The organism is Variovorax sp. MHTC-1 (assembly GCF_003984645.1).
Taxonomy (GTDB): Bacteria; Pseudomonadota; Gammaproteobacteria; order Burkholderiales; family Burkholderiaceae_C; genus Variovorax.
Genome location: NZ_RWKI01000001.1, coordinates 183,337 through 208,843 on the forward strand (window position 1 = coordinate 183,337; position 25,507 = coordinate 208,843).

Annotated in this window: 25 protein-coding genes; 21 read left to right on the plus strand and 4 right to left on the minus strand. The window is 67.3% G+C overall.

Translation table 11 applies throughout. From position 1 onward, the window contains the following. Positions 1–286: 286 nt before the first annotated feature. The 12 genes from EJI01_RS00880 to EJI01_RS00940 all read left to right on the plus strand — a co-directional run bounded on the left by EJI01_RS00880 (position 287) and on the right by EJI01_RS00940 (position 13,650). Positions 287–2,389, plus strand: a complete 2,103-nt coding sequence (locus tag EJI01_RS00880; RefSeq protein ID WP_126835226.1) for a 3-hydroxyacyl-CoA dehydrogenase NAD-binding domain-containing protein — start codon at positions 287–289, stop codon at positions 2,387–2,389. A gap of 20 nt (positions 2,390–2,409) precedes the next feature. Next, on the plus strand, positions 2,410–3,882 hold the full coding sequence (locus EJI01_RS00885) for a M20 family peptidase (protein WP_126835227.1): 1,473 nt from the start codon (positions 2,410–2,412) through the stop codon (positions 3,880–3,882). Positions 3,883–3,913: 31 nt separating this feature from the next. Continuing rightward, positions 3,914–5,089, plus strand: coding sequence for an acetyl-CoA C-acyltransferase (locus EJI01_RS00890; RefSeq protein WP_126835228.1), 1,176 nt, complete (start codon positions 3,914–3,916; stop codon positions 5,087–5,089). Positions 5,090–5,136: 47 nt separating this feature from the next. Further along, positions 5,137–6,993, plus strand: coding sequence for an acyl-CoA dehydrogenase (locus EJI01_RS00895; protein ID WP_126835229.1), 1,857 nt, complete (start codon positions 5,137–5,139; stop codon positions 6,991–6,993). Further along, on the plus strand, positions 6,993–7,187 hold the full coding sequence (locus EJI01_RS00900; protein ID WP_126835230.1) for a hypothetical protein: 195 nt from the start codon (positions 6,993–6,995) through the stop codon (positions 7,185–7,187). Before EJI01_RS00895 ends, EJI01_RS00900 begins: the two co-directional genes overlap by 1 nt. A 78-nt stretch (positions 7,188–7,265) precedes the next feature. Continuing rightward, entirely contained in the window at positions 7,266–7,547 is a 282-nt protein-coding gene (locus EJI01_RS00905) for a Dabb family protein (RefSeq protein WP_126835231.1), read from the plus strand. Between the two features lie 118 nt (positions 7,548–7,665). Beyond that, on the plus strand, positions 7,666–8,460 hold the full coding sequence (locus tag EJI01_RS00915; RefSeq protein WP_126835232.1) for an SDR family oxidoreductase: 795 nt from the start codon (positions 7,666–7,668) through the stop codon (positions 8,458–8,460). Then, positions 8,453–8,911 carry a PaaI family thioesterase gene (locus tag EJI01_RS00920; RefSeq protein ID WP_126835233.1) on the plus strand — a complete coding sequence of 153 codons (459 nt, stop codon included), beginning with the start codon at positions 8,453–8,455 and terminating at the stop codon, positions 8,909–8,911. Before EJI01_RS00915 ends, EJI01_RS00920 begins: the two co-directional genes overlap by 8 nt. Positions 8,912–8,921: 10 nt before the next feature. Continuing rightward, entirely contained in the window at positions 8,922–9,938 is a 1,017-nt protein-coding gene (locus EJI01_RS00925) for an NADP-dependent oxidoreductase (protein ID WP_126835234.1), read from the plus strand. A gap of 22 nt (positions 9,939–9,960) precedes the next feature. Beyond that, a complete protein-coding gene (locus EJI01_RS00930; RefSeq protein WP_126835235.1) occupies positions 9,961–11,700 on the plus strand; it encodes an acyl-CoA dehydrogenase family protein in 1,740 nt (579 codons plus the stop codon). 27 nt (positions 11,701–11,727) lie between these two features. Further along, on the plus strand, positions 11,728–12,666 hold the full coding sequence (locus EJI01_RS00935) for a glutathione S-transferase family protein (protein ID WP_126835236.1): 939 nt from the start codon (positions 11,728–11,730) through the stop codon (positions 12,664–12,666). 78 nt (positions 12,667–12,744) lie between these two features. Then, positions 12,745–13,650: an SDR family oxidoreductase gene (locus tag EJI01_RS00940; protein WP_126835237.1), complete on the plus strand. Its 906-nt coding sequence runs from the start codon at positions 12,745–12,747 to the stop codon at positions 13,648–13,650. A 9-nt stretch (positions 13,651–13,659) separates the two neighbouring features. Here the strand turns inward: EJI01_RS00940 and EJI01_RS00945 are convergent, their stop codons facing one another. Beyond that, complete coding sequence (locus tag EJI01_RS00945) at positions 13,660–14,043, minus strand: DUF427 domain-containing protein (RefSeq protein ID WP_126835238.1); 384 nt, start codon at positions 14,041–14,043, stop codon at positions 13,660–13,662. A 328-nt stretch (positions 14,044–14,371) separates the two neighbouring features. Between EJI01_RS00945 and EJI01_RS00950 the strand changes: the two genes are divergently transcribed. Next, positions 14,372–14,731 carry a DUF1428 domain-containing protein gene (locus EJI01_RS00950; RefSeq protein WP_126835239.1) on the plus strand — a complete coding sequence of 120 codons (360 nt, stop codon included), beginning with the start codon at positions 14,372–14,374 and terminating at the stop codon, positions 14,729–14,731. Here the strand turns inward: EJI01_RS00950 and EJI01_RS00955 are convergent. Next, positions 14,709–15,653 (minus strand): LysR substrate-binding domain-containing protein, encoded by a 945-nt coding sequence (locus EJI01_RS00955; protein WP_126835240.1) that lies wholly within the window; start codon positions 15,651–15,653, stop codon positions 14,709–14,711. The genes EJI01_RS00950 and EJI01_RS00955 overlap by 23 nt on opposite strands. 88 nt (positions 15,654–15,741) lie before the next feature. On the opposite strand from EJI01_RS00955, the gene EJI01_RS00960 reads away from it, so the two are divergent. From EJI01_RS00960 to EJI01_RS00970, 3 genes are all read left to right on the plus strand, one after another. Beyond that, positions 15,742–16,440: an FMN-dependent NADH-azoreductase gene (locus EJI01_RS00960; protein ID WP_126835241.1), complete on the plus strand. Its 699-nt coding sequence runs from the start codon at positions 15,742–15,744 to the stop codon at positions 16,438–16,440. Continuing rightward, a complete protein-coding gene (locus tag EJI01_RS00965; RefSeq protein WP_126835242.1) occupies positions 16,437–16,844 on the plus strand; it encodes a RidA family protein in 408 nt (135 codons plus the stop codon). Before EJI01_RS00960 ends, EJI01_RS00965 begins: the two co-directional genes overlap by 4 nt. 431 nt (positions 16,845–17,275) lie before the next feature. After that, entirely contained in the window at positions 17,276–17,719 is a 444-nt protein-coding gene (locus EJI01_RS00970; RefSeq protein ID WP_126835243.1) for a VOC family protein, read from the plus strand. A gap of 30 nt (positions 17,720–17,749) precedes the next feature. Here EJI01_RS00970 and sctR read toward each other — a convergent pair whose 3' ends face one another. Both sctR and sctQ read right to left on the minus strand, forming a co-directional pair. After that, positions 17,750–18,409 carry a type III secretion system export apparatus subunit SctR gene (gene sctR / locus EJI01_RS00975; RefSeq protein WP_126835244.1) on the minus strand — a complete coding sequence of 220 codons (660 nt, stop codon included), beginning with the start codon at positions 18,407–18,409 and terminating at the stop codon, positions 17,750–17,752. A gap of 25 nt (positions 18,410–18,434) precedes the next feature. Next, on the minus strand, positions 18,435–19,517 hold the full coding sequence (gene sctQ, locus EJI01_RS00980) for a type III secretion system cytoplasmic ring protein SctQ (RefSeq protein ID WP_126835245.1): 1,083 nt from the start codon (positions 19,515–19,517) through the stop codon (positions 18,435–18,437). Between the two features lie 295 nt (positions 19,518–19,812). On the opposite strand from sctQ, the gene sctV reads away from it, so the two are divergent. The 5 genes from sctV (at position 19,813) to EJI01_RS01005 (ending at position 25,455) form a co-directional block, all read left to right on the plus strand. Further along, positions 19,813–21,885 carry a type III secretion system export apparatus subunit SctV gene (sctV, locus tag EJI01_RS00985; RefSeq protein ID WP_126835246.1) on the plus strand — a complete coding sequence of 691 codons (2,073 nt, stop codon included), beginning with the start codon at positions 19,813–19,815 and terminating at the stop codon, positions 21,883–21,885. 34 nt (positions 21,886–21,919) lie between these two features. Then, a complete protein-coding gene (sctS, locus tag EJI01_RS00990) occupies positions 21,920–22,186 on the plus strand; it encodes a type III secretion system export apparatus subunit SctS (protein ID WP_126835247.1) in 267 nt (88 codons plus the stop codon). Further along, entirely contained in the window at positions 22,183–23,943 is a 1,761-nt protein-coding gene (sctC, locus tag EJI01_RS00995) for a type III secretion system outer membrane ring subunit SctC (protein ID WP_126835248.1), read from the plus strand. The genes sctS and sctC overlap by 4 nt, the downstream gene beginning before the upstream one ends. 4 nt (positions 23,944–23,947) lie before the next feature. Next, positions 23,948–25,120, plus strand: a complete 1,173-nt coding sequence (locus tag EJI01_RS01000) for an FHA domain-containing protein (protein WP_126835249.1) — start codon at positions 23,948–23,950, stop codon at positions 25,118–25,120. 131 nt (positions 25,121–25,251) lie between these two features. Further along, positions 25,252–25,455, plus strand: a complete 204-nt coding sequence (locus EJI01_RS01005) for a hypothetical protein (RefSeq protein ID WP_093108715.1) — start codon at positions 25,252–25,254, stop codon at positions 25,453–25,455. Positions 25,456–25,507: the final 52 nt, after the last annotated feature.

Sequence of the window (25,507 nt, forward strand, 5' to 3'; positions counted from 1 at the left end):
CAGGCTCCCCCACTTCGTATGGTCCGCCACCCCCCTCGCCGGGGGCAACACCTGCGGGCCGGCAAAGCCGGTTCCGCAGTGTTCCTGGAATGTCTAGCCGCTTCAGGCCTTGCGGAAGACGCTCGGCGGCATGGAGCGATGAAGACGGGTTTGTCTTGTCCCGCCAGCGACTGAGCCCGGGTTGCCCGGCCACGCGAAACGCCTAGAATTTCAAACAAAAAAGAACACTCGTGCTTTTTGACGCGAGCCCCTTTTTTGATCCTCTCCCATCCCAAAGGAACGCAGCATGACGGCTGAATACAAAGTGCTCGGCGACGTCGCCGTGATCACCCTGACCAATCCCCCGGTCAATGGCCTCGGTTTCTCGACGCGCATCGGCATCACCGACGGGCTCTCGAAGGCGCTAGACGACGCGGCCGTCAAGGCGATCGTGATCACCGGCGCGGGCAAGGCCTTCTCGGGCGGCGCCGACATCAAGGAGTTCGGCACGCCCAAGGCGCTGCAGGAGCCCAATCTGCTGAGCGTGATCCTCGCGCTCGAGGCATCGACCAAGCCGATCGTCGCGGCCATCCATTCGGTCTGCATGGGCGGCGGTCTCGAACTGGCCCTGGGCTGCCACTACCGCGTGGCCGCGCCCGGCACCAGCGTCGCGCTGCCCGAGGTCAAGCTGGGCCTCTTGCCCGGCGCCGGCGGCACGCAGCGCCTGCCGCGCGTGCTGGGCGTGGAGACCGCGCTCAACATGATCGTGACCGGCGAGGCCGTCAAGAGCGAGCTGCTCGCTTCGCTGCCCGGCCAGAAGCTGTTCGACAAGCTGGCCGCATCGCCCGAGACGCTGTTCGAGGAAGCTGTGGAGTTCGCGAAGTCGGTGGCCGGCAAGAGCGGCGATCTGCCGCTGGTGCGCAAGCTGCCGTGCAAGCATCCGCAGGGTGACGCCTACTTCCAGTTCGCGCGCAACATGGTCGGCGGCATGTCGAAGAACTATCCGGCGCCGCTCAAGTGCGTGGATGCGGTGCAGGCCGCTACGCAGATGAAGTTCGACGACGGCATGGCCGAGGAGCGCCGCCTCTTCACCGCGCTGATGTTCACGCCCGAATCGCTAGCGCTGCGCCACCTGTTCATGGCCGAACGCGCAGCCTCGCGCATTCCCGACGTGCCGGAAGACACGCCGCAGCGCAGCATCAAGTCGGTCGGCGTGATCGGCGCCGGCACCATGGGCGGCGGCATCTCGATGAACTTCCTGAACGCGGGCATCCCGGTCAAGATCCTCGAGATGAAGCAGGAGGCGCTCGATCGCGGCATCGCCACCATCCGCAAGAACTACGAAGCGCAGGTCAAGAAGGGCAAGCTCAAGGCCGAGAAGTACGAAGAGCGGATGGCGCTGCTGTCGACCACGCTCGACTACAACGAGCTGAAGGACGCCGACCTGATCATCGAAGCGGTGTTCGAGGAGCTCGGCGTCAAGGAGAAGGTGTTCAAGGAACTGGACCGCGTCGCCAAGGCCGGCGCCATCCTGGCCTCCAACACCTCGACGCTGGACGTCGACAAGATCGCCGCCTTCACCGAGCGCCCGCAGGACGTGGTCGGCATGCACTTCTTCAGCCCGGCCAACGTGATGAAGCTGCTCGAAGTGGTGCGGGGCAAGGAGACGGCCAAGGACGTGCTGGCCACCGTGATGGCGATCGCCAAGAAGATCAAGAAGACCGCCGTGGTTTCCGGCGTGTGCGACGGCTTCATCGGCAACCGCATGATCGAGCAGTACTCGCGCCAAGCCGGCTTCCTGCTGGACGAAGGCGCGACGCCGCAGCAAGTGGACCGCGCCATCGAGAAGTTCGGCTTCGCCATGGGGCCGTTCCGCATGGGCGACTTGGCCGGCAACGACATCGGCTGGGCGATCCGCAAGCGCCGCGCCACCGAGCGCGCCGACATGAAGTACAGCAAGACGGCCGACAAGCTCTGCGAGCTGGGCCGCTTCGGCCAGAAGACCGGGGCAGGGTGGTACGACTACCAGGCCGGCAAGCGCGATGCGATCCCGAGCCAGGTCGTGCTCGACCTGATCGAAAAGCACCGCAAGGACGAAGGCATCACGCCGCGCAAGATCTCCGACGAGGAGATCGTGCAGCGCCTGGTCTACGCGCTGGTGAACGAAGGCGCGCACATCCTCGAGGACGGCATCGCCTCCAAGTCGGGCGACATCGACATGGTCTACCTCACCGGCTACGGCTTCCCGATCTGGCGCGGCGGCCCGATGCACTATGCCAACCAGGTCGGCCTCTACAACGTGGCCGAGGCAATGAAGCGCTTTGCCAAGAACCCGCGCGACGACGCGAGCTTCTGGCAGCCCGCGCCGCTGATCCAGAAGCTGGCGGCCGAAGGCAAGCAGTTCAGCTGAAGCGACGGCGAGGACGCGCTGTGATCAAAAGGGTGCTGCTCGGGCTGCTGCTGGCGCTGCTTGTGCTGGCAGTGGTGATCGCGGGCAACACCTGGCGCTCGCCCTCGCGGCAGTTGCAGGTACCGGCGGTCCAGAAGGTCGCGGTCGATGCCGAGGCGGTTGCCGAGCGGCTCTCGGGCGCCATCCCGATCCGCACTGTTTCCAGCTTCGAAGGCGCGCAGTCCAACGGCGAGGAGTTCAGGAAGCTCCACGCTTACCTGGCACAGCAATTTCCCAAGCTGCATGCGACGCTGAAGAAGGAAATCGTCGGCGACCATGCGCTGCTCTACACCTGGACCGGCAGCGACCCGGCCGCGAAGCCGGTCGCGCTGATGGCGCACCAGGACGTGGTTCCGGTCGCGCCCGGCACCGAGCGTGCCTGGGAGGTCGACCCCTTCAGCGGCCAGATCAAGGACGGCTTCGTCTGGGGCCGCGGCACCTGGGACAACAAGGGCAATCTGCTGGCGCAGATGGAAGCCGTCGAGATGCTCGTGGCCGGCGGCTTCCAGCCGCGGCAGACCATCTACCTGGTGGCGGGCGACGACGAGGAGGTCAGCGGCCTGCGCGGCGCCAAGCCGATCGCGGAGCTCTTGAAGTCGCGCGGCGTCCGGCTCGAATGGGTGCTCGACGAGGGACTGCTGGTCACCGAAGGCGTGCTCGCCGGCCTCGACAAGCCGGCTGCCCTCATCGGCCTGGCCGAGAAGGGCTACGGCACCTTCTTCCTCTCGCTCGACACGCCGCCGGGCCACTCGTCGATGCCGCCGTCCAGCACGGCGATCGGCAGCATGAGCGCTGCGCTGGCCAAGCTCGAAGCGAACCCGATGCCGGCCGCGATCGGCGGCGTGGCGGGCGAGATGTTCGCGACGCTGGCGCCCGAGATGAAGGGCTTCGGCCGCGTCGCGCTCTCCAACCTCTGGCTTTTCGGCCCGGTGGTGCAGGGCCAGCTCGAAAAGGGCGTGAGCAGCAATGCCATGCTGCGCACCACCACCGCGCTGACCATCGTGCGCGCCGGCAACAAGGACAACGTGCTGCCGGGCCGTGCCGAGGCAGCCGTCAACTTCCGCGTGCTGCCGGGCGACACGCTGGCTTCGGTGGAGGCGCACATCCGCAAGACCGTCGCGAACGACGCCATCACGATCAAGCAATACCCAGGCAACTCGGAGCCCTCGCCGGTCTCGCCCATCGACAGCACGGGCTATCGCACGATCGCGCAATCGGTGCGCCAGACCTTCCCGGATGCCATCGTCGCGCCGGGCCTCATGATCGCGGCCACCGACTCGCGCCACTTCGCGATCCTGAGCGACGCGATCTACCGCTTCTCCCCGGTGCGCGCGCGGAGCGAGGACCTGCCGCGCTTCCACGGCACCAATGAGCGCATTTCGATCGCCAACTACGTCGAGATGGTCCAGTTCTATCACCAGCTGCTGCGCAACACCGTGCAGCAGCCCCAATAAGCATCACCCCTCTTTTTCAAAGGACCCCACCATGACCAGCGCCGTCATCGTTTCCACCGCCCGTACGCCGCTCGCCAAGAGCTGGAAGGGCGCCTTCAACATGACGCACGGCGCCACGCTCGGCGGCCATGCGGTGCAGCACGCGGTGGCGCGCGCCGGCATCGAGGCCGCGGAGGTCGACGACGTGATCATGGGCTGCGCCAACCCCGAAGGCGCGACCGGCGCCAACATCGCGCGCCAGGTCGCGCTGCGCGCCGGACTGCCGATCACCACCGCGGGCATGACCATCAACCGCTTCTGCTCCTCGGGCCTGCAGACCATCGCGACCGCCGCCCAGCGCATCATCGCGGGCGAGGGCGAGGTCTACGTGGCCGGCGGCGTCGAGAGCATCTCGTGCGTGCAGAACGAGATGAACAAGCACATGCTGGCCGACCCCTGGCTGGTGAAGCACAAGCCCGAGATCTACTGGAACATGCTGCAGACGGCCGAGCAGGTCGCCAAGCGCTACGACATCGGCCGCGACGCGATGGACGAGTACGGCGCCGCGAGCCAGCAGAAGGCCACCGCCGCGCTCGAGGCCGGCCTCTTCAAGGCCGAGATCGCCCCGATCACCGTGCTGGCCGGCGTGGCCGACCCGGTGCTGGGCCTGCGTACCAAGGAAGTCACGGTCGAGAACGACGAGGGCATCCGCCCCGGCACCACCAAGGAAGGCATCAGCGGCATCCGCCCGGCCATTCCGGGCGGCGTGATCTCGGCCGGCAACGCCAGCCAGTTCTCCGACGGCGGCGGCGCCTGTGTGGTGGTCGACGAGACCTACGCCGAGAAGAAGGGCTTGAAGCCGCTCGGCCGCTTCCTCGGCTTCGCGGTCGCTGGCTGCGAGCCCGACGAGATGGGCATCGGCCCGGTGTTCGCGATTCCCAAGGTGTTGAAGCGCCTGGGACTCACGGTCGGCGACATCGACCTCTGGGAACTCAACGAAGCCTTCGCGGTGCAGGTGATCTACTGCCGCGACAAGCTCGGTATTCCAGGCGACCGCCTGAACGTGAACGGCGGCGCCATCGCCGTCGGCCATCCCTATGGCGTGAGCGGCCAGCGCCTGACCGGCCATGCGCTGATCGAAGGCAAGCGCCGCGGCGCGAAGAAGGTGGTCGTGACGATGTGCATCGGCGGTGGGATGGGGGCGGCGGGCGTATTCGAAGTTCTGTAATGACGTCACCGGTCAAGGGTGGCTAGCCTCAACCTCTGGATTCGATCATGAGCCTTCGTCCCACCCTCGACTTCCTGCTCTACGACTGGCTCCAAGCCGAGTCGCTCAACCAGCGCGAGCGCTTCGCCGACCACTCGCGCGAAACCTTCGATGCGGTGCTCGACACCTGCGAGCGCATCGCACGCGAGAAATACGCGCCGTACAACCGCACGGTCGACACCCAGGAGCCGCACTTCGACGGCGAGAAAGTCATCCTGCCGCAGGCCACGCACGATGCGCACAAGGCCTTCGTCGAATCGGGCATGCTCTCCGCCGCGCAGGACTACGAGATCGGCGGCATGCAGCTGCCGTACACGCTGCAGGCGGCGGCCAACAGCTTCTTCGCGATGGCCTCGGTCAGCATCGGCGCCAACATGCTGACCAGCGGCAATGCCAACCTGCTGATGGTGCACGGCACGCCCATGCAGCAATCGGTGTTCGCAGCGAACGAGTTCGCCGGCCGCTGGTCGGGCACCATGTGCCTGTCGGAGCCGCAGGCCGGCTCCAGCCTCAGCGACGTGGCGACGCGCGCCGTGCCCGACGGTGCCGATTTCCAGGACGATCCGCTGGGACCCCGCTATCGGCTCTTCGGCAACAAGATGTGGATCTCGGCCGGCGACCACGAGCTGACCGAGAACATCGTGCACATCGTGCTGGCCAAGATCCCGGACGAGAACGGCAAGCTCATCCCGGGCACGCGCGGCATCTCGCTGTTCATCGTGCCGAAGAAGATGGTGGATACGGAAGGCCGCCTCACTGGCGAGCGCAACGATATTGCCCTGGCGGGCCTCAATCACAAGCTAGGCTGGCGCGGCACCACCAACACGCTCTTGAACTTCGGCGAAGGCAAGTTCCCGGTCGGCGGCAAGGCGGGCGCGGTGGGCTATCTGGTCGGCGCACCCGGCAAGGGCCTGCACTGCATGTTCCACATGATGAACGAAGCGCGCATCGGCGTCGGCACCGCGGCGACGATGCTCGGCATGGCCGGCTATCACGCCTCGCTCGACTACGCGAAGAACCGGCCGCAGGGCCGCCATGCACAAAAAGCCGGCGCCAGCGCCGGGGGCCCGGCCGGCAAGGACGCGGCCAAGCCGCAGGTGCGCATCATCGAGCACGCCGACGTGCGCCGCATGCTGCTCGCGCAGAAGGCGTATTGCGAAGGCGCGCTGGCGCTCGAGCTCTACTGCGCGCGCCTGGTCGACGAGCAGAAGACCGGCGATGCGCAGGCGGCCGACGATGCCCGCCTGCTGCTGGAAGTGCTGACGCCGATCGCCAAGAGCTGGCCCAGCGAGTGGTGCCTGGAGGCCAACTCGCTGGCAATCCAGGTGCACGGCGGCTACGGCTACACGCGCGACTTTCCGGTCGAGCAGTATTGGCGCGACAACCGGCTGAACATGATTCACGAAGGCACGCACGGCATCCAGGCGGCCGACCTGCTGGGCCGCAAGGTGCTGATGGAAGACGGCCGCGGCCTGCAGCTGGTGGCCGCGCGCATCACCGACACCATTGCACGTGCGGCCCGCGTGCCATCGCTGGCTGCCCATGCCAAGGCGTTGGCCGAGGCGCTCGATCACATCGGCAGCGCGACCAAGGCGGCCTGGGCCACCGGCAATCCGCAGGAGGCGCTGGCCAATGCCGTGCCCTACATGCAGGCCTTCGGCCACACGGTGCTGGCCTGGATCTGGCTCGACGTGGCGCAGCATGCGCTCGAACGCGACGCGTCGAAGGCGCTGCCGGCCACGGTAGGGCGCGTCGGCGCGACAGACTATTTCTTCAACTACGAATTGCCGAAGATCGGCGCCTGGCTCCGGGTCGTCGAACGCCGCGATCCGACTTGCGCCGCGTTGCCCGAAGAGGCTTTCTGATGGCCGTCAAACCCCACGCCACGCTCGAAAAATGGATATGGATCCTGATCTATGGTGGTCTTTTCATGCTGGTCCTCGGCATCGCGACGGGCCGAACGGACGCGACCCTCGGCTGGGCCATGGCCGTGCCCGGGGTGGTGGTGGCCCTGGTCGGCGTGGTCCTCATCTACGTTCGCTCCAGATTGAAAGATTGACATGCCCCCAAGCTCACTTCGTTCGCTGTCCCCCGAGGGGGCGCTCATTGCCCTTCGGGCGGCCGGGCGGGCAATGCCATGATCAAGCACATCGTCATGTGGAAGCTCAAGGACCCGGCCAAGGCCGCGCTGTTCAAGGCCAAGCTCGACAGCTGCCGCGGCCTGGTGCCAGGCATGCGCGAGTTCGAGGTCGCGGTTCGCACGCCGGGCCTCGAAGCCAACTGCGACGTCGTGCTGTGCTCGGCCTTCGACGACAAGGCTGCGCTGCAGGCCTACCTCGAGCATCCGCAGCACGTCGAAGTCTCGGCGGTGCTCGGCAGCCTGCGCGAGTCGCGCAGCGCGCTCGACTACGAAATATGAACCACCCCCAGGCTTCGCGCACTTCGTGTTGCTGCGCCAACCCCCTCACCGGGGGCAACACCAGCGGCCCGGCAAAGCCGGTTCCGCGGTGTTCCTGGACTGAGACAAAGGAGAGACCATGACTGCACGGAATATCCAGAAACTGTTCGATCTCAGCGGCAAGACCGCACTCGTCACCGGCGGCTCGCGCGGCCTCGGCCTGCAGATGGCCCATGCGCTCGGCGAGGCCGGCGCCAGGATCATGTTGAGCTCGCGCAAGGCCGACGATCTCGAGCAGGCCGCGGCCGAGCTGCAGGCGGCTGGCATCGACGCCCGCTGGATCGCGGCCGATTGCTCGAAGGAAGAGGAAACGCGCCGCTTGGCCGACGAGACGCTGGAGCGCCTGGGCGCGGTCGACATCCTGGTCAACAACGCGGGCGCGAGCTGGGGCGCACCGGCGGAAGACCATCCGGTCGAGGCCTGGGACAAGGTCATGAACCTCAACGTGCGCGGCTACTTCATCCTGGCGCAGCAGATCGCTCGCGGCTACATGATCCCGAAGAAGAGCGGCCGCATCATCAACATCGCCTCCATCGCGGGCCTGAACGGCAACCCGCCCGAGATGCAGACCCTGGCCTACAACACCTCGAAGAGCGCCGTGATCGGCTTCACCCACACGCTGGCGGCCGAATGGGGCAAGTACAACATCAACGTCAACGCGATCTGCCCGGGCTTCTTCATGACCAAGATGGCCGCCGGCCTGATCAAGTCGATCGGCGAGGACAAGATGGCCTCGCACGCGCCGCTTGGCCGGCTGGGCGACGACGAAGACCTGAAGGGCATCACGCTGCTGTACGCGAGCGACGCCGGCAAGCACATCACCGGCCAGTGGCTGGCGATCGACGGCGGCGTGAGCGTGGTCCTGGGTGCCTGACGTGGACGACATCAATGTCCGCTCGTACACGAGCCAGATCCCGTTCGCGCGGCACCTGGGCTTCGAGCTCACCAAGTTCGAGGGCGGCGAATCCGAGATCCGCTACACGGCCAAGCCCGAGCATCTCAACACCTTCGACGTGACCCACGGCGGCGCCTGCATGACGCTGCTCGACATCACGATGGCCGCGGCCGCGCGCAGCCAGACGCCGGAGATGGGCGTGGTCACGATCGAGATGAAGACCAGCTTCATGCAGCCTTCGGTCGGCCCGCTGCATGCGCGCGGCAAGCTGCTGCACCGAACCGCGACGATGGCCTTCGTCGAAGCGAAGATCTTCGACGAGCAGGAGCGCGTCTGCGCGCACGCCACCGGCACCTTCAAGTACGTGAAGCGGCGCCTGCCCACCGGCCCCGGCAGCGCCAACGCGATGCGTCCGCCTTCCACAGATTAGGAGAACTTTCATGCCCACCAACAGACAGCAGCTGCTCGACAACCGCCCCGAGGGCGAAGCCGTCGCCTCCAATTTCAAGCTCGCGAGCACCGAGACGCCGCCGTTGAAGGACAACGAGGTGCTGGTGCGCCACCACTACATGAGCCTGGACCCCTACATGCGCGGCCGCATGAACGATGCCAAGAGCTATGCCCAGCCGCAGCCGCTGGGCCAGGTGATGCAGGGCGGTACGGCCGGCGAGGTGGTCGAGAGCAGGCACCCCAGGTACGCCGTGGGCGACAAGGTGGTCGGCTTCGGCGGCTGGCAGGAATACAGCGTGGTCGATGCTTCGCAGCCCGGCGCATTGAGAAAGGTCGACACCACGCATGTGCCGCTCTCGTATTACCTCGGCGCGGTCGGCATGCCCGGCGTGACCGCGTGGTACGGCCTGGTGAAGATCATCAACCCCAAGGCCGGCGAGACCATGGTCGTCACGGCTGCCAGCGGCGCGGTGGGCAGCGCCTTCGGCGCGCTGGCCAAGGCGCGCGGCTGCCGCGTGGTCGGCATCGCGGGCGGCGCGGACAAGTGCAAGTACGTGACCGACGAACTGGGTTTCGACGCCTGCATCGACTACAAGCAACACCCCGACGTCAAGAGCATGAGCGCGGCGCTCAAGGAAGCCTGCCCGAAGGGCATCGACGGCTACTTCGAGAACGTCGGCGGCTACATCTTCGACGCAGTGCTGCTGCGCGCCAATGCCTTCGCGCGCGTCGCACTGTGCGGCATGATCGCCGGCTACGACGGCCAGCCGCTGCCGCTGGCGAATCCGGCGTTGTTCCTCATCAACCGGATGAAGCTCGAAGGCTTCATCGTCAGCGAGCACATGGAAGTCTGGCCCGAGGCACTGGCCGAGCTGGGTGCGCTGGTGGCCGGCGGCAAGCTCAAGCCGCGCGAGTCGATCGTGCAGGGCATCGAGTCGGCACCCGAGGCTTTCCTCGGTTTGCTCAAGGGCAAGAACTTCGGCAAGCAACTGGTGAAGCTGATCTGAGCAGAACGCGCGGAGGCCGGCGATGGACATCACGACGCACGAGGTCTTCAACCAGCCGGCACCGCTGGCCGGCTACAACCTGTTCGAAACCAACCGGCCGTTGCTTGACGCGCTGAAGTTCAACGCGCCGCAGCTGCAGCTTGCGCCGCTGGCGCATCTGGGCGGCGTGGTCGGTTCGATCGAGATGCAGACCCACGCGCGGCTCGCGAACACGAACCCGCCGGTGCTGCACACGCACGACCGCTTCGGCCGGCGCATCGACGAGGTGGAATTTCATCCGAGCTACCACGCGTTGATGAAAGCGGCGGTGGGCGCGGGCCTGCACGGCACGCCATGGACCGCGGAGCATGAGGCCCCCACGCTTGCGGGCAAGCCCGCTGCGCTGCCCCCCGAGGGGGCGCTCGCGCCTAGGGGCGGCCCGTCGGCGCTCGGCGCGTCCCCGCACGTCCAGCGCGCCGCAGGCTTCATGCTCTTCACCGAGCTCGAACCTTCGATCCTGTGCCCGATCTCGATGAGCTATGCCGTGACGCCCGCGCTGCGCGGCAACGCGGCCATCCATGCCGATTGGGGTCCCAAGCTCGCAAGCCACTGGTACGACCCGGTGCTCAAGTCCGTGCTCGACAAGCCCGGCGTGACCATGGGCATGGGCATGACCGAAAAGCAGGGCGGCTCGGACGTGCGCGCCAATACGACGCGGGCGGTTCGCGTCGCCGGCGACGATTGGGGCGAGCGCTACGAAATCACGGGCCACAAGTGGTTTTTCTCGGCACCGATGTGCGACGCCTTCCTGGTGCTTGCGCAGGCGCCGGCCGGCCTGTCATGTTTCTTCATGCCGCGTGTGCTGCCGGACTGGATGGGCGACGACGTGCGCAACGGCATCCGCATCCAGCGTTTGAAGGACAAGCTCGGCAACAAGGCCAACGCCAGCTCCGAGGTCGAGTTTCACGGCGCGAGCGCCTGGCTGGTCGGCGAAGAAGGGCGCGGCATCCCGCAGATCCTCGAGATGGGCACGATGACGCGGCTCGATTGCGCGCTCGGCACCAGCGGCCTGATGCGCCAGGCCTTGAGCCTGGCCCTGCATCACACCGCGCAGCGCCAGGCCTTCGGCAAGCCGCTCATCGAGCAGCCGCTGATGAAGAACGTGCTGGCCGACCTCGCGCTCGAAAGCGAAGCTGCCACCGCGCTCGCCATCCGCCTCGCACGCGCCTTCGATCGCCAGCACGACGAGCACGAGCGCCTGATGGCGCGCCTGCTCACGCCGGTGGCCAAGTTCTGGATCTGCAAGCGCGGCAGCCATTTCGCGCAGGAGGCGATGGAATGCCTCGGCGGCAACGGCTACGTGGAGGAGGGCGGCGAAGGCGTGATGGCGCGCGTCTATCGCGAGATGCCGCTCAACTCGATCTGGGAAGGCGCCGGCAACATCATGGCGCTCGACCTGCTGCGCGGACTGCGCAAGGGCGATGCGGTCGCGGCGCTGGTGCACGAGCTCGCGCCGGCGCGCGGCGTCGATGCGGCACTCGACCGGCTGGCCGATGCACTGCCCGCGCGCATCGAGGCCATGGCCACCGAGGCCGAAGCGCGCCGCCTCGCGCAGGACGTGGCGCTCGCGGTACAGGGTGCGCTGCTCGTGCAGACCGCGCCGCAGGCGGTGGCCGGTGCCTTCTGCGCCTCGCGCCTGGGCGGCGACTGGGGCCATGCCTTCGGCACTCTGGGTGCCGGCACCGATTTCGATCTCGTCATCGCGCGCGCGCAGCCGCAGTGAGCGCAACAAAGAAAGCAAGGACCTCCCATGGCAGACCTGATCCTCCATCACTACGCGACCTCGCCCTTCTCCGAGAAGCTGCGCCTGATCCTCGGCTACAAGAAGCTCGCGTGGAAGTCGGTGATCATTCCGCAGATCATGCCCAAGCCGGACCTGACCGCACTCACCGGCGGCTACCGCAAGACGCCGGTGCTGCAGATCGGCGCCGACATCTACTGCGACACCGCGCTGATCTGCGACGTGCTCGAGCACATCTCGCCGCTGCCGTCGATCTATCCCGAGCCCGGCAAGGGCCTGGAGCGTGTGGTTGCCCAATGGGGCGAGACCACGCTCTTCTGGGCCGCGATGGCCTACAGCTTCAGCGGCAAGGGCGCGGCCGACCTGTTCGGCAAGGCGCCGCCCGAGCTGGCGAAAGCCTTCGGCGAGGACCGCAAGGCCATGAGCGTCAACATGGTGCGGCATCGGCCCGGCGATGCGGCTGCGGCCTACAAGTCCTACCTGCGGCGCATGTCCGACATGCTGGACGACACCGACTACCTGCTCGGCGGCTTTCCGACCGTGGCCGACTTCGCCTGCTACCACCCGCTGTGGTTCACGCGCAAGCGCACCCCTTCGATGGCCGGCATCCTGCAGCTCACGCCAGCCGTGGGCGACTGGATGGACCGCATGGCCGCGATCGGCCACGGAACGATGGAGAGCTTCGACGCCGAGCAGGCCATCGCCGTCGCCGCCGCTTCCACGCCGCACACGCTGCTGTCCGACAGCACCTTCCAGGATGAGCACGGCATCCCGCTCGGCACGCGGGTCACGGTCGCTGGCGAAAGCTTCGGCCCCGAACCGACCGAAGGCGAACTCATCGCCGCCACTCGCACTCACTACACGCTGCGCCGCACCGACCCGCGGGCCGGCACGGTGCATGTGCACTTCCCGCGCGTTGGCTATGCGATGCGCAAGGTCGAAGGCTGACGGGCACCTTCGCGACTGCGCCGTGCGGATTTCCGTACTTCAATAGCGTCTCCCTCAGCGACGAAAAGGACACGGGCAATGATTCAGGATTTCAAGGGCACCACCGCCGTTCTTACCGGCGCCGGCTCCGGTTTCGGCCTCGAGTGCGCGCGCATCGGCGCGGCGCGCGGCATGAACCTCGTGCTGGTCGATGTGCAGCAGGATGCGCTCGACCGCGTGCACGCCGAGATGGAAGCCGCCGGTGCGCAGGTGCTCGCGCGCAAGGTCGACGTCGCCGATGCGCAGCAGATGGAACACCTCGCCAAGGACGTGCAGCAGCGCTTCGGCGCGCCGCACTTCGTCTTCAACAATGCGGGCGTGGGCGCCGGCGGCCTGGTGTGGGAGAACACCGTGGCCGACTGGGAATGGGTGCTCGGCGTCGATCTCTGGGGCGTGATCCACGGCGTGCGCCTGTTCACGCCGATGATGCTGCAAGCCGCCGCCAGGGACCCTTCGTACCGCGGCCACATCGTCAACACCGCGAGCATGGCCGGCCTGCTGGCGCCGCCCAACATGGGCGTCTACAACGCAGCCAAGGCGGCCGTGGTGAGCCTCACCGAAACGCTCTATCAAGACCTGAAGCTCATCACCGACCAGATCGGCGCCAGCCTCCTGTGCCCTTACTTCGTGCCGACCGGCATCACCAGCAGCGAGCGCAACCGGCCCGGCGCACTGGCCGCCGGCGAACTCACCAAGAGCCAGCTGATCGGCCAGGCGATGAGCAACAAGGCCGTCAGCAGCGGCAAGGTGACGGCGGCCGAAGTGGCGCAGATGGTGTTCGAGGCGATTGGCGCCAACCAGTTCTACGTGTTCAGCCACCCGAAGGCGCTCGGCAACGTGAAGAGCCGCATGGAAAGCATCGTCTCGATCTCGAATCCGGCCGATCCCTTCCTGGAGCGGCCGGAGATCGGCGCCAAGCTGCGCGAGCAGCTGCGCGCGGGCTGAGACGCCCGTTCAGCCCTGCGTCCTTTCCTCGATCGCGTCGACGCGGTCGGGATAGAAGGCGAGGTGGTCCTTGATCTGCTCGACCGACTCGTAGGGCTGCTCGTAGGTCCACACGGCGTTCGCGCCTTTTCCGCCGGCCGAGGGAATGCTGTAGTACGCGCAGTCGCCCTTGAAGGGGCAGTAGGTGGCATGCTCGGTGCGCGCGAGCAGCGACATGTCCACGTCCTTGCGCGGGATGTACTGCACGGCAGGGTAGCTCGCTTCGCGCAGCGTCAACGCTGCGCGCGTGTCGGCGATGACGCGGCCTGCGGCCTTCACGACCACGCGCGCGGGGTTCGCGGCAATGGTGATCGGATGGTCCGGGCCGGGAATCTTCACGGGTTTTTCCTGCATGTGTCTGTCCCTCGTTGAACGGCGGCGGCCAGGGTATGGGCGATCGGATGACACTTCCTGCTTGTCAAGTGTTCCACTGCTGCTTCCGGAGGCAATCCGGGCGCAGGCCTTGCGGGGCAACGATCTAAAAAGTTCCCAGTGCAGTTTTCCACAAGCTTGTCCACGGGCGCGGGGGACATGTTGGACCGCCGGAAGGCCGCGGGATGTTTTCCTACACCTTTCCCAAGAGCTTCGGCACAGAGTTGCGGGGACTTGAAACCGGCGTCGAAGCCGGCTTATACTGAACCAGCAGGTTCTGTGTTTCATCCCAACCCCAAGGAGATTTCGAATGTCCTATGTCGATGGATACGTCCTTCCCGTTCCCAAGAGCAATATCGAGAAGTACCGCGAGATCGCGACCAAGGCAGGAAAGATCTGGCGCGAGCATGGCGCCCTCGAATACCGCGAATGCGTGGCCGACGATGTGAAGTCCGGTGAAGTCACGTCATTTCCGCAGGCCGTGAAACTGAAGGACGACGAGACCGTGATCTTTTCGTACATCGTGTTCGAGTCGCGCCAGCATCGCGACGAAGTCAACGCCAAGGTAATGAGCGATCCGCGCCTGAACGACATGATGGATCCCAAGAGCATGCCCTTCGACGGCAAGCGCATGTTCTGGGGCGGCTTCAGCCCGATCGTCGAGCTTTGAGTCCGGCCTGGCCGGCGATCCACTGCCACACAGCGCGGACCGCCGGTTCACGCTCGCGGCCTTCGGCGGCTGCGAGGAAATAGCTGCCGGTGGCGAGCGCGGGCCCGAAGGGCTGCAGCAGCGCGCCGCTTCGCAACTCCTCTGCACACAGCGTGAGGCTCAGCAGGGCCACGCCGTGGCCCGCCAGCGTGGCGAGCAGCGCGTGCGTTTCGTCGGAAAACGAGAGGCCCGAGCCGGCGCGTGTCGTGCGCGACTTGCTCGCGGCGATACCGGCCGCCTCGAACCAGCGCGGCCACACCGCCGGCGCGCGCGCCTGCGGCTGCCAGTCGCAGTGGATCAGCCGGTGCTTCGGCAACTCCTGCACGCGCTTCAGTCCGAGCAGGGGACTGCACACCGGCGCATAGCGCTCGGGCATCAGCTCTATCGTCGCCAGGCCCGGCCAGCCGCCGCTGCCGGACCGGATCGCGAGATCGGCATCGCCGCGCGCAAGATCGACCAGCAGATCGCTCGCGTGCAAGCGCAGTTCGATGCCGGGGCAGGCGGCGCGAAAGGCCGCCATGCGCGGCAGCACCCACTTGGCCGCGAAAGCGGTGTTGGTCGTGAGCGTGACCGTGTCGCCTGCAGCGCGGTCGCGCAGCGCATGCACGCCGGCCTCGAGCGTGTCGAAGCCTTCGCGCAGCGCATGGAACAGGCGCAGCCCGGCCGGCGTGAGCGCCAGTTGGCGCGTGAGCCTGCGAAACAGCGGCTGGCCCAGGGCGCTCTCGAGTCCGCGCACCTGGTGGCTGATGGCGGTGGGCGTGACCGAGAGCTCGGCCGCCGCGCGCTGAAAGCTCAGGTGCGCCGCGGCCGCCTCGAAGGCGCGCAGCGACGACAGCGGCGGCAGCCGCCGCGCTCGCCGCACAGGTGAAACCAACTCATTCATCTGGAAGAAATCATCGTTTGTGGAAAGGGCTGCGCAACCATAGATTGAATACTTCGATTCATCCATAGCACCAAGGAAAAACCCTTTCATGACCACGCTTCTGCACATCGACGCCAGTGCGCGGCCGGGCCGCTCCGGCATCGATCCCCATGGTTCCCACACCCGCAGGCTCTCGGCGCGCTTCGTCGAACGCTGGCACGCGGCGCGGCCTGCGGACCGCATCGATCACCTCGATGTGGGCCAGTCGCCGCCCGCGCATGTCACGGGTCCCTGGATCCATGCCGCGTTCACGCCGGCGGCCGCGCGCGAGCCGTGGATGCACGAAGTGCTTGCGGAGAGCGATCGTCTGGTCGACCAGCTCATCGCCGCCGACCTCATCGTGGTCGGCCTGCCGATGTACAACTTCGGCGTGCCGGCGCAGTTCAAGGCCTACATCGACAACATCGTGCGCGTGGGCCGCACCTTCGGCTTCGACCGCGCGCGCGGCGAGGTGCCTTACTGGCCCCTGTTGGCCGATGCGGGCAAGCGGCTGGTGCTGCTGGGCTCGCGCGGCGATTTCGGCTACGGCCGAGGCCAGCGCATCGCGCACCTCAACCATACGGAGGCCAGCGTGCGCTCGGTGTTCGGCTACATCGGCATCCGCGAGGTACACGAAGTGGCCGTCGAGTACGACGAGTTCGGCGGCGAGCAGCTGGCACGATCGCTCGCCGAGGCCGATCTCGCCGTCGATCGCCTGGTCGGCAAGCTCTCGGCCCATTCCGATCAACTACTCATGGAAAACGCATGACCACCATTCAGCTCATCAACCCGCCCGGCCTCTACGACCCGGCACCCAACGGCTATTCGCACCTGGCGATCGTCCCGCCCGGAAGCCGGCTCGTGCTCGTTGCGGGGCAGGGCGGCGAAACGGCCGAGGGCAGCTTGCCGCCCGACTATCCATCGCAGGTGCGCCAGGCCCTTTCCAACATGCGCGTGGCGCTCGCGGCGGCCGGTGCCGAGGTCACGCACGTCGCGAGACTGCTGGTGCTGGTGGTCGATCACACCGAGGAGCGGCTTCACGTGTTCGGTGCCGAGCTCGATCGCGTCTGGGGCGATGCACCCAAGCCGGCGTGCACGCTCGTTCCGGTGCCGCGCCTGGCGCTCGACGGCATGCTGTTCGAGATCGAGGCCACGGCGGTGGTGCCAGCCTAGGGCCTGTTAACGCTATTTGCGGGGTCGCGAAGGCCTGCCAGGGCGGGCCAATCAAGGCGCGCGACGCCGTGCGTGCGTCGGCACGCACAAGGAGCGCAACGCCGAGTGGCGCGCCCTGGCAGGCCTTCCCTCCGGGTTGCCCAGCCAAGGGGCCGTCTGCGGCGTTGCCCGCGCTTGCAAGGCGCAAGCCTTGCCGCGCGCGGGCGCCTTGCATCCAGCCCCTTGGCTGGGCAACGCGATCCCCGCAAATAGCGTTAACAGGCCCTAGCCTGTACCGTTGTGGGCCGCGCAGCTGCGCCAGCAAGCTCGCGGGCTCGGCCAGGTCAACGCATCGGCCAAGAGCACGCGCTGCGCCGACGCTATCGCGCCGATGCGGAGGGCGCCGCCGCGCGCTAGGATCACGCATCTTCATCCACGCAGAGCCCTCCGCCATGCTGACTCCTACAACCAACCCGGCCATGATGTCCCCGTTCCACCTGGCCTTCCCGGTGCACGACATCGCGCTGGCCCGCAAGTTCTACGGCGAGCTGCTGGGCTGCCCCGAAGGCCGCAGCGCGGACGACTGGGTCGACTTCAACTTCTACGGCCATCAGATCGTGGCCCACCTCGCGCCCGGCGAGACGGGCGTGGCGCAGCGCAACGCAGTCGACGGCCATGGCGTGCCGGTGCGCCACTTCGGCATCGTGCTGCCGATGGCCGAATGGGAAGCGATGGCGGCTCGTCTGAGGGCGCAGGACGTCGAGTTCGTGATCGAGCCGTACATCCGCTTCAAGGGCGAGCCCGGCGAGCAGGCCACGATGTTCTTCCTCGATCCCTCCGGCAATGCGCTGGAGGTCAAGGCCTTCGCCGACATCGAGATGCTCTTCGCCAGGTGACGCCCACCTTTTTGCAGAGCGAGAACGGCCTCAGCGGTACGACAGCACCAGCCCGTGCACCAGCCGCGTCCAGCCGTCCAGCATCACGAACAGCAGCAGCTTGAAGGGCAGGGAGATGGTGGTCGGCGCGATCATCGACATGCCGAGCGCGAGCAGGACGGTGGCGACGATCAGGTCCACCACCACGAACACCAGGTAGATGATGAAGCCGATCTGGAAGGCTCGCGTCAGCTCGCTGAGCGTGAAGCTGGGCACCAGCACCATGAAGTCGTCGGCCTGCAGCCGCTCCGCGCGCGCCTTCGGCCAGATGTTGGAGGCCGACTTCAGGAAGAACTGCCGCTCGCGCTCGTGCGTGTGCTTCTGCAGAAACTCCTTCAGCGGTGCCTTGGCGGCATCGATCACCGCGACGATGTCGTTCAGCCCTTCGCCCTTGGCGCCGAAGCTGCGGCTCTTCAGGGCGTCACCGACGTCCATGCCCACCGGCGCCATGATGTAGACCGACAGGATGATCGCGATGCCGTTGAGCACCATGTTGGGCGGCGTCTGCTGCAGGCCCAGCGCCGTGCGCAGCAGGCCGAAGACGATGACCAGCTTGGTATAGCTGGTCACCATCAGCGCCACGAAGGGCGCGACGCCGAACGCGACGATCAGCGCGACGAGCGTGAGAGGTTCGGGGAGTCCGCCTTGCATCGGGGTCGCCTGTGGTGTGCGCTCTTCAGACTTCGCCGGGCGCGAACTCCGACACACGCACGCCGAGGCGGTCGCCCACCGCGACCAGGTAGCCCTTGCCCAGCACGTTGCCGTGCGCGAGGATGCGCACCGGGCTGCGGTTGAGCGGCTGACCGAGGTCGAACACGTGGCCGGCGCGGATGCTCTTCAGTTCCCCGAGCGTGAGCGACAGGTCGCCGACTTCGAAGCGAAGCGTCACCTCCAGCGCATCGAGCCGATCGATCGGGAGGTTGACGCTGGCGTCGGCGTCCTGGGATTGGGCTGCGGGGTCTTGCTTCATGGCGCTGTCGATGGATTGCTGAACGGTGATCCGGGAGCCTTCGGCGAAGGCGAAGAGACGAAAGCCCGAGGGGCCGCCGAGTTCGGCGCTGACGACGATCGCCGCGCCGGAGGAACTCCATTGCTCGATGCCGATGATGTCGCCTGCCCGGATGCTCGTGATCTCGCGCAGCTGGATCGGCGTGCTGCCGATCGTGAAGCCGAGCGGCAGGCGCAGCGTGTCGAAGGAGTGCGTCGCTCGCAGGACGCGCGGCATGGTGCCGGCCGGCACGAGTGCATCGAAAACGGCGTCGTCCTCGAACTGCACGAAGCCGCGCAGCGTCGCGCCCTCATCGGCGGCCGTGGCGACGAAGAAGGCCGCGCGTTCGGGATCGCCCGGCACCGTGTCCCGGGCTTCGGCCTCGGGCGGCTGCCATTCGAAATGCAGTCGCAGCGCCTTCTCGAGCGCGTCGACGATCGGATGCAGCGCGTCGGCCAGCAGGATGTAGCGCAGATCGCGCGGCAGCAGGTCGCTGCGGCGCTCGCCGAGCAGCGCCTGCGTGCTGGGCGCGTCCAGCGCGAGGTGGCCGACTTGCGTTCCCATCCTGAATCGATAGCTCTCTCGCGCGCCGTGGCCGATGACAGGGTCGTGGATCCACTGAAGGCGATAGCCGACGTTGCGCAATACCAATTCCCGCGGCCGCGCGCTGTCGTAGAGCCGATTGAGCGCGTGCACGCAGGCAACCGTTGCGCGAGGCAGCGCAGGCGCGTCGCCGAGCTCCGTCGCCGCGTCCTCAGCCCGCGTCGGCATTCACGCTTTCGTTGAACAAATCGCTACGTTCAGTCACTGTCCACATTCCTCGGCGCCACGCGTATGCAGCCCGCATCGGGAGGCGCAGCTTAGCGAAATGAAGGTATTGCAGGTAGTACGCAAATGCGTAGTGCCCTGCGCGCGACAGCGCCTTCGCGCCTACGAGAACTCGTGGTTGTCGTGACCGGATCGCGCCGCTTAGAGTGCGTCGCGACGTGAACAAATTCACGTTCGGTTCAGTTTTCGAAACCTTTCGATTCATAACACCCAAGAACCCCCACGAGGCCCAGCACGCATGGCGAGCCCCGCGCGACCCCTTCGAACGCCCCGCGGCAGCATGCGCGATCGCCTCGTGAATGCAGGCCGCTACAACGACCTGTTGCTGGCCGGCCTGCTGGTGGTGGTGGTGGCGCTTTTCGTGCTGCCGTTGCCGACGCCGCTCCTGGACTTTCTCATCGCGTGCAATCTGGCGATCAGCCTGGTGCTGCTGATCGTGGCGATGTACGTGCCCTCGGCGCTGTCGCTCTCGACTTTTCCCTCGCTGCTGCTCTTCACCACGCTGTTCCGGCTCGCGCTCAACATCGCGTCGACCAAGCTGATCCTGCTGCAGGCGAACGCGGGCCACATCATCGACACCTTCGGCAAGCTGATCGTGGGCAACAACGTGGTGGTCGGCGGCGTCGTGTTTCTCATCATCGCGATCGTGCAGTTCATCGTGATCGCGAAGGGCTCGGAGCGCGTAGCCGAGGTCGCGGCGCGCTTCGCCCTCGATGCGATGCCGGGCAAGCAGATGAGCATCGACGCCGACGTGCGCGCCGGCGTGCTGTCTTCCGTGCAGGCGCAGAAGCGCCGCCAGCTGCTGGAGCAGGAGTCGCAGATGCACGGCGCGATGGACGGCGCGATGAAGTTCGTGAAGGGGGACGCCATCGCGAGCATGGTCATCGCGCTGATCAACATCCTGGCCGGCATCGCCATCGGCACGCTGATGCACGACATGAGCCTCGGCGGTGCGCTGCAGCGCTACGCCATCCTGACGGTGGGCGACGGCATGGTCTCCCAGATCCCGTCGCTGCTGGTCTCGATCGCGGCCGGCATCGTCATCACGCGCGTCGGCACGGGCGAACGCCGCGATGCGCAACTGGCCAACCAGATCGGCGACCAGCTGATGGCCCATCCGCGCGCGCTGATCATCGCGGGCCTGGCGGTGGCGAGTTTCCTAGTCGTTCCGGGCTTCCCGAAATGGGTGTTCGGCCTGCTGGCGGCGATCCTGCTGGGCCTGGGGTTCACGATGCGCATGCTGCGCAGGCAGCGCAATACGCCGGACTGGATCTCGCACCGCGAAGGCGTGGCCTCCGATGAAAGCGAGAGCGACCACGCGATCGCCGCGCCGCTCGCCGTGCGCCTGTCCAGCGGCCTGCGCGGACTGGTGGACCGCCATGTGCTCGACAGTCACCTGTCGACGGTGAAGACGGCCGTCGAGAGCGATCTCGGCCCGATCTTTCCGCGCCTGCAGCTCGGCTATTGGGATCTGCCCGCACCCTACGACTACCAAGTGCTGGTGCATGACGTCGCGGTGGCGCGCGGCACGCTCAGGCCCGGCTGGCAGATGCTCGATCCTTCGGAAACCGCTGCTGCGCCGGCCGATGCGGAAGTTGCCGAGCCCTTCGGACCCTTCGCCCGCGTGCTGTGGGTGCCCCGTGCCGATGCGGACTTGAAGACCTGGAACAGCGAAGAGGTCATCGGCCTCCACGTCGACCACGCGGTGCGCCGCAACGCGCGCGAGCTGATCGGCCTGCAGGAGGTGCAGCGCCTGCTGCACTCGGTGCAGCGCGATGCGCCCGAGCTCGCGGCCGAGGTCTCGCGCGTGGCCTCTGCGCAGCGCATCGCGGAAGTGCTGCGCCGGCTGCTGCAGGAAGGCATCCCGATCCGCAACCTGCACGCGATCTTCGAAAGCCTCGCGATCTGGGCCGCCAAGGAGCAGGACTCGATCGCACTCACGGAACTGGTTCGCATCGACCTCGGGCGCTACATCACCAGCCGCTACGTCGGCGCGAACCGGCAGCTGGAGGCGATCCTCTTCGAGTCCAGCCTGCTGGAGCGCGTGCAGAACGCGGTCGAGAGATCGCCGCGCGGCAACCTCCTGCTCCTGAGCCCTGCGGTCACGCAGGACATCCGGGAGCAGGTGCGCCGCATCCTCGGCTCCACGGCCAACCGCGTGGTGGCCATCGCCTCGTCGGACGTGCGCCGCTACGTCAAGACCCTGATCGAACCGGTGGCGCCGACGCTTCCGGTGCTTTCCTACCAGGAAGTCGACGAAGACGTGGCCCTGCAGCCGGTGGGCTGGGTCACCAATCCGCAAGCCCATTGACCGATGAATCCCGTCTCTTCCGCCGAATCGCTTCATGACCCCGCAGAACATCCTCGACATCACCCGCGAGGCCTTGATGCTCGTGCTCTGGATCTCGCTGCCGGTGGTGGTGGTGTCGACCGTCACCGGCCTCGTCGTCGCCGTGCTGCAGGCTGTCACGCAGGTGCAGGACCAGAGCATCGGCCAATCGATCCGGCTGATTGCCGTGATGGTCGCGATCATCGTCACCGCGGGCTGGCTGGGCGGCGACATGGTGCGCTTCGCGGAGCGGGCGTTCCATACGCTCACGCAGCTGCAATGAGCCGAACGCTGCACGCGCTGATGCTGCTGGCCCTGGCAGCGCTCTTCCTCGCCGGCGCGCAGCGGGCGATGGCGGCGGAGCTGCGCTGGAACAACCGCCCGTTCCAGATCGTCGCCAACGAGAAGCCGCTGCCCGACTTCCTGCGGGAGCTGGCGGCCTCGCAGGGCATCACCGCGGTGATCGATCCCAAGGTGACGGGCGTCATCAGCGGAAAGTTCTCGGGGCCGGCGCAGAACATCCTCAACAGCGTCTGCTCGGTCAACGGGCTCACCTGGTACTTCGACGGTGCCTTCCTCTTCATCGACCTCGCGAGCGACGCCAAGAGCGAGGTGCTGCCGATCGCCGCCGACAACGCGGAGCGCATCGCCGAGACGCTGGTGCGCCTGCGCATCTCCGACGAGCGCTACCCGCTGTCGATCAGCGCCAAGGATGCGAGCGTCTACGTGACCGGCCCGCGCCGCTACGTCGAGATGGTCCGCCAGGCCGTGAAGCTGGCCGACCAGCGCAGCGCGATGGCCGACGGCGCGGAGATCCGGCTCTTTCCGCTGAAGTACGCGTGGGCCTCGGACTTCAGGATCAACCGCTCGGGCAAGGAGACCGTGATTCCGGGTGTGGCCAACGTGCTGCGCAGCCTCTATGGCCGCGCGAGCGGCAACCTGTCGAGCGGCGGGCCGGGCGCGCGCGGCACCAGCGCGACGCTTTCGGTCGGCCCCAACCGGCAGGTCAAGCTGCGCAGCGGCGAGTCGATCAACGCGCCGAAGGTCGAGATTTCGGGCCTCTCGCCGATCAACGGCGACGGCGCCTCTTCGCTCGGCGGCATGCCGGGAGGAATGGGTAGCGAACTGCCGCAGTTCCAGGCCGACACGCGCATGAACGCGGTTCTCGTGCGCGACACGCCCGACCGCATGAACCAGTACGCGAAGCTGATCGAATCGATGGACGTGCGCCCGCGGCTGATCGAGATCGAAGTGACGATCATGGACATCAGCTCCGACACGCTCAGCAGCCTGGGCATCGACTGGCGCCTGCACGGCCGCCACGGCGACCTCCAGACCGGCCGCGGCGACCGCAGTCCGCTCACCTGGGACGGCTCGACCAGCGAGGCCGGCCAGATCGGCGGCGTGAACGCGAACGGCCAGCCGGTCACGCCACTCGGCGCGATGTTCACTGCGGCCATCGGCAACAGCGCGCGCAACTACCTGCTCGCGCGCGTGACCGCGCTCGCGACCAACGGCGACGCCAACTTCGTGGCGAGGCCCAAGGTCATGACGCTGGACAACACGGAGGCGGTGCTGGAGAACCTGAGCGAGTTCTACGTGCGCGTCGATGGCTTTCAGGACGCGGGCCTCTTCAGCATCACAGCCGGCACCGCAGTGCGCGTCACGCCGCTCATCATCGACGAGAAGGCGGGGCGCGGCGTGATGATGTCCATCGATATCGTCGACGGCGACCTCAGCGCGCAGGCCGTGGACCGCATCCCGATCGTGCGCCGCCGCACGGTCAACACGCAGGCGCTGGTGGACGAGGGCGCGAGCCTGCTGATCGCGGGCTACTCGTCGGAGGAGCGCAGCAATGCGACGACCGGCGTTCCCGTGCTGAAGGACATTCCGGGTGTCGGCAGCCTCTTCAAGTACTCCGACAAGAAGCAGATCAACATGGAGCGCTTCTACCTCCTGACGCCGCGGCTGGTGACGCCCGGCGCCACTGCCGCGGCGCCATTGCTGCCGTTGCCGCCGACGCCGGCGGCGGGGGGCTGAGGACGTGAACGGAGCCGGCACCGACCGCGACGCGGAACTCGGCCACGAGGCCTCCGAGGCGGCCGTGCCGGCCGTGGGCTGGTGCGTGCGTTTCCTCAGCGGCGCGGTGAAGGGCCGCACCATCGCCCTGAAGCCCGGCATCAACGTGCTGGGCTCGGGCGGCGAGTGCGAGGTGATGCTGCCCGGCGGCGACGTGCTGCCGCGCCACCTGGTGTTCACCGTCGGAGAATTGGTGGTGTCGATGCAGCGGCTGGGCACGGCGAGTGCAAGGCTCAATGGCGAGGAGATGCACCAGCCGCGCCGCAGCGTGGTGGCCGGCGACATCGTGAGCGTGGGCCAGATCGATTTCCAGCTCGACCGCAGCTACTCCGCCGCGGCGCGCGAGGACCGCATGTTCGCGCCGCCGAACGACGTGCATGCCGGCATGCACGCGGCCGGGCGGGCGCCTCTGCAGCGCGAACGGCTCGTCGGCTACTGGGTGGGCGGCATCGTGGTGCTGTTCGCCGCGATCGCGATGGCAGCAGTGTGGGTCGCCGGCCAGCGCGGCGGAGCAGGCGGCACGCCCGGGCAGGTCAACCTGGCCGAAGTCGAGCGCGCGCTGGTGCCGTTTCCGGAAGTCGAGGTGGTGGCTGCGCCGGGCGGGCTCTTCAACGTCAAGGGCTATGTCGAATCGAAGCAGCGGCGCGACACGCTGCAGCGCGCGATGGAGCCTTTCGGCCGCCAGGTGGCCGTCAACGTGCACTCGGCCGAGGAGATGGTCGAGCAGGCGCGCCGCTATGTCGGCGACCCGGGCGTGGCGGTCAGCTATACCGGCCAGGGCCGGCTGGTGCTGAGCGGCACGGTCGAGGACTCGTCGGTGCGGCAGAAGATCCGGCGGCTCAGCGAGGACCTGCACCCCTCGGTGCTGGTGTCGGACAAGGTGCAGTACCGCGAGAAGGCGCAGCAGGTCGACAAGGACGCCGAGATGCGCGCGAACTGGGATGGATGGCAGGGCCTGCTGCCGGCCCGCATGGTGAGCATCACCGAAGACGGCAACGGCCTGCGCCATATCCAGTTGTCCAACGGCAACCGCTACTACGAGGGATCGGTGCTGCGTTCAGGCGCCGAGCTCAAGCGCATCGAGGCCGATGGGCTGGTCCTGAGCGGCGGCGTTCCCAACAACAAGCCGGCGAGGTGACGAGATGGCACCCGTGCCGACCCCGATTTCGTGCAGCGGCTGCGTTCGCGCCGCTGCACGGAATGGCTTCGTCCGAGGACGAAGCGTCTTTCAAACCCCAGTGAAACAGCAACCCAACCAGGAGTAATCGCATGAGCGCAGTTGACACCTCGATCCAGCAGATGCAGCAGGCCGCCGCCGACAACGCCCGCCTGATGACCGCCAGCATGACCGCCTCCACCGCCATTCAGGGCGCGGCCTCCACCGCGCACACGGTGAACGGCGCGAGCGCTGCCGGCGGCGAAGTGGCGAAGACCACCGGCAACGACATCCGCCAGTCGGCGAAGTCGTCCTGATGGCCGTGCCCGCGCGACGCCGGCGCCGGCCTCGTGCGGGCCTTTTTCCAGG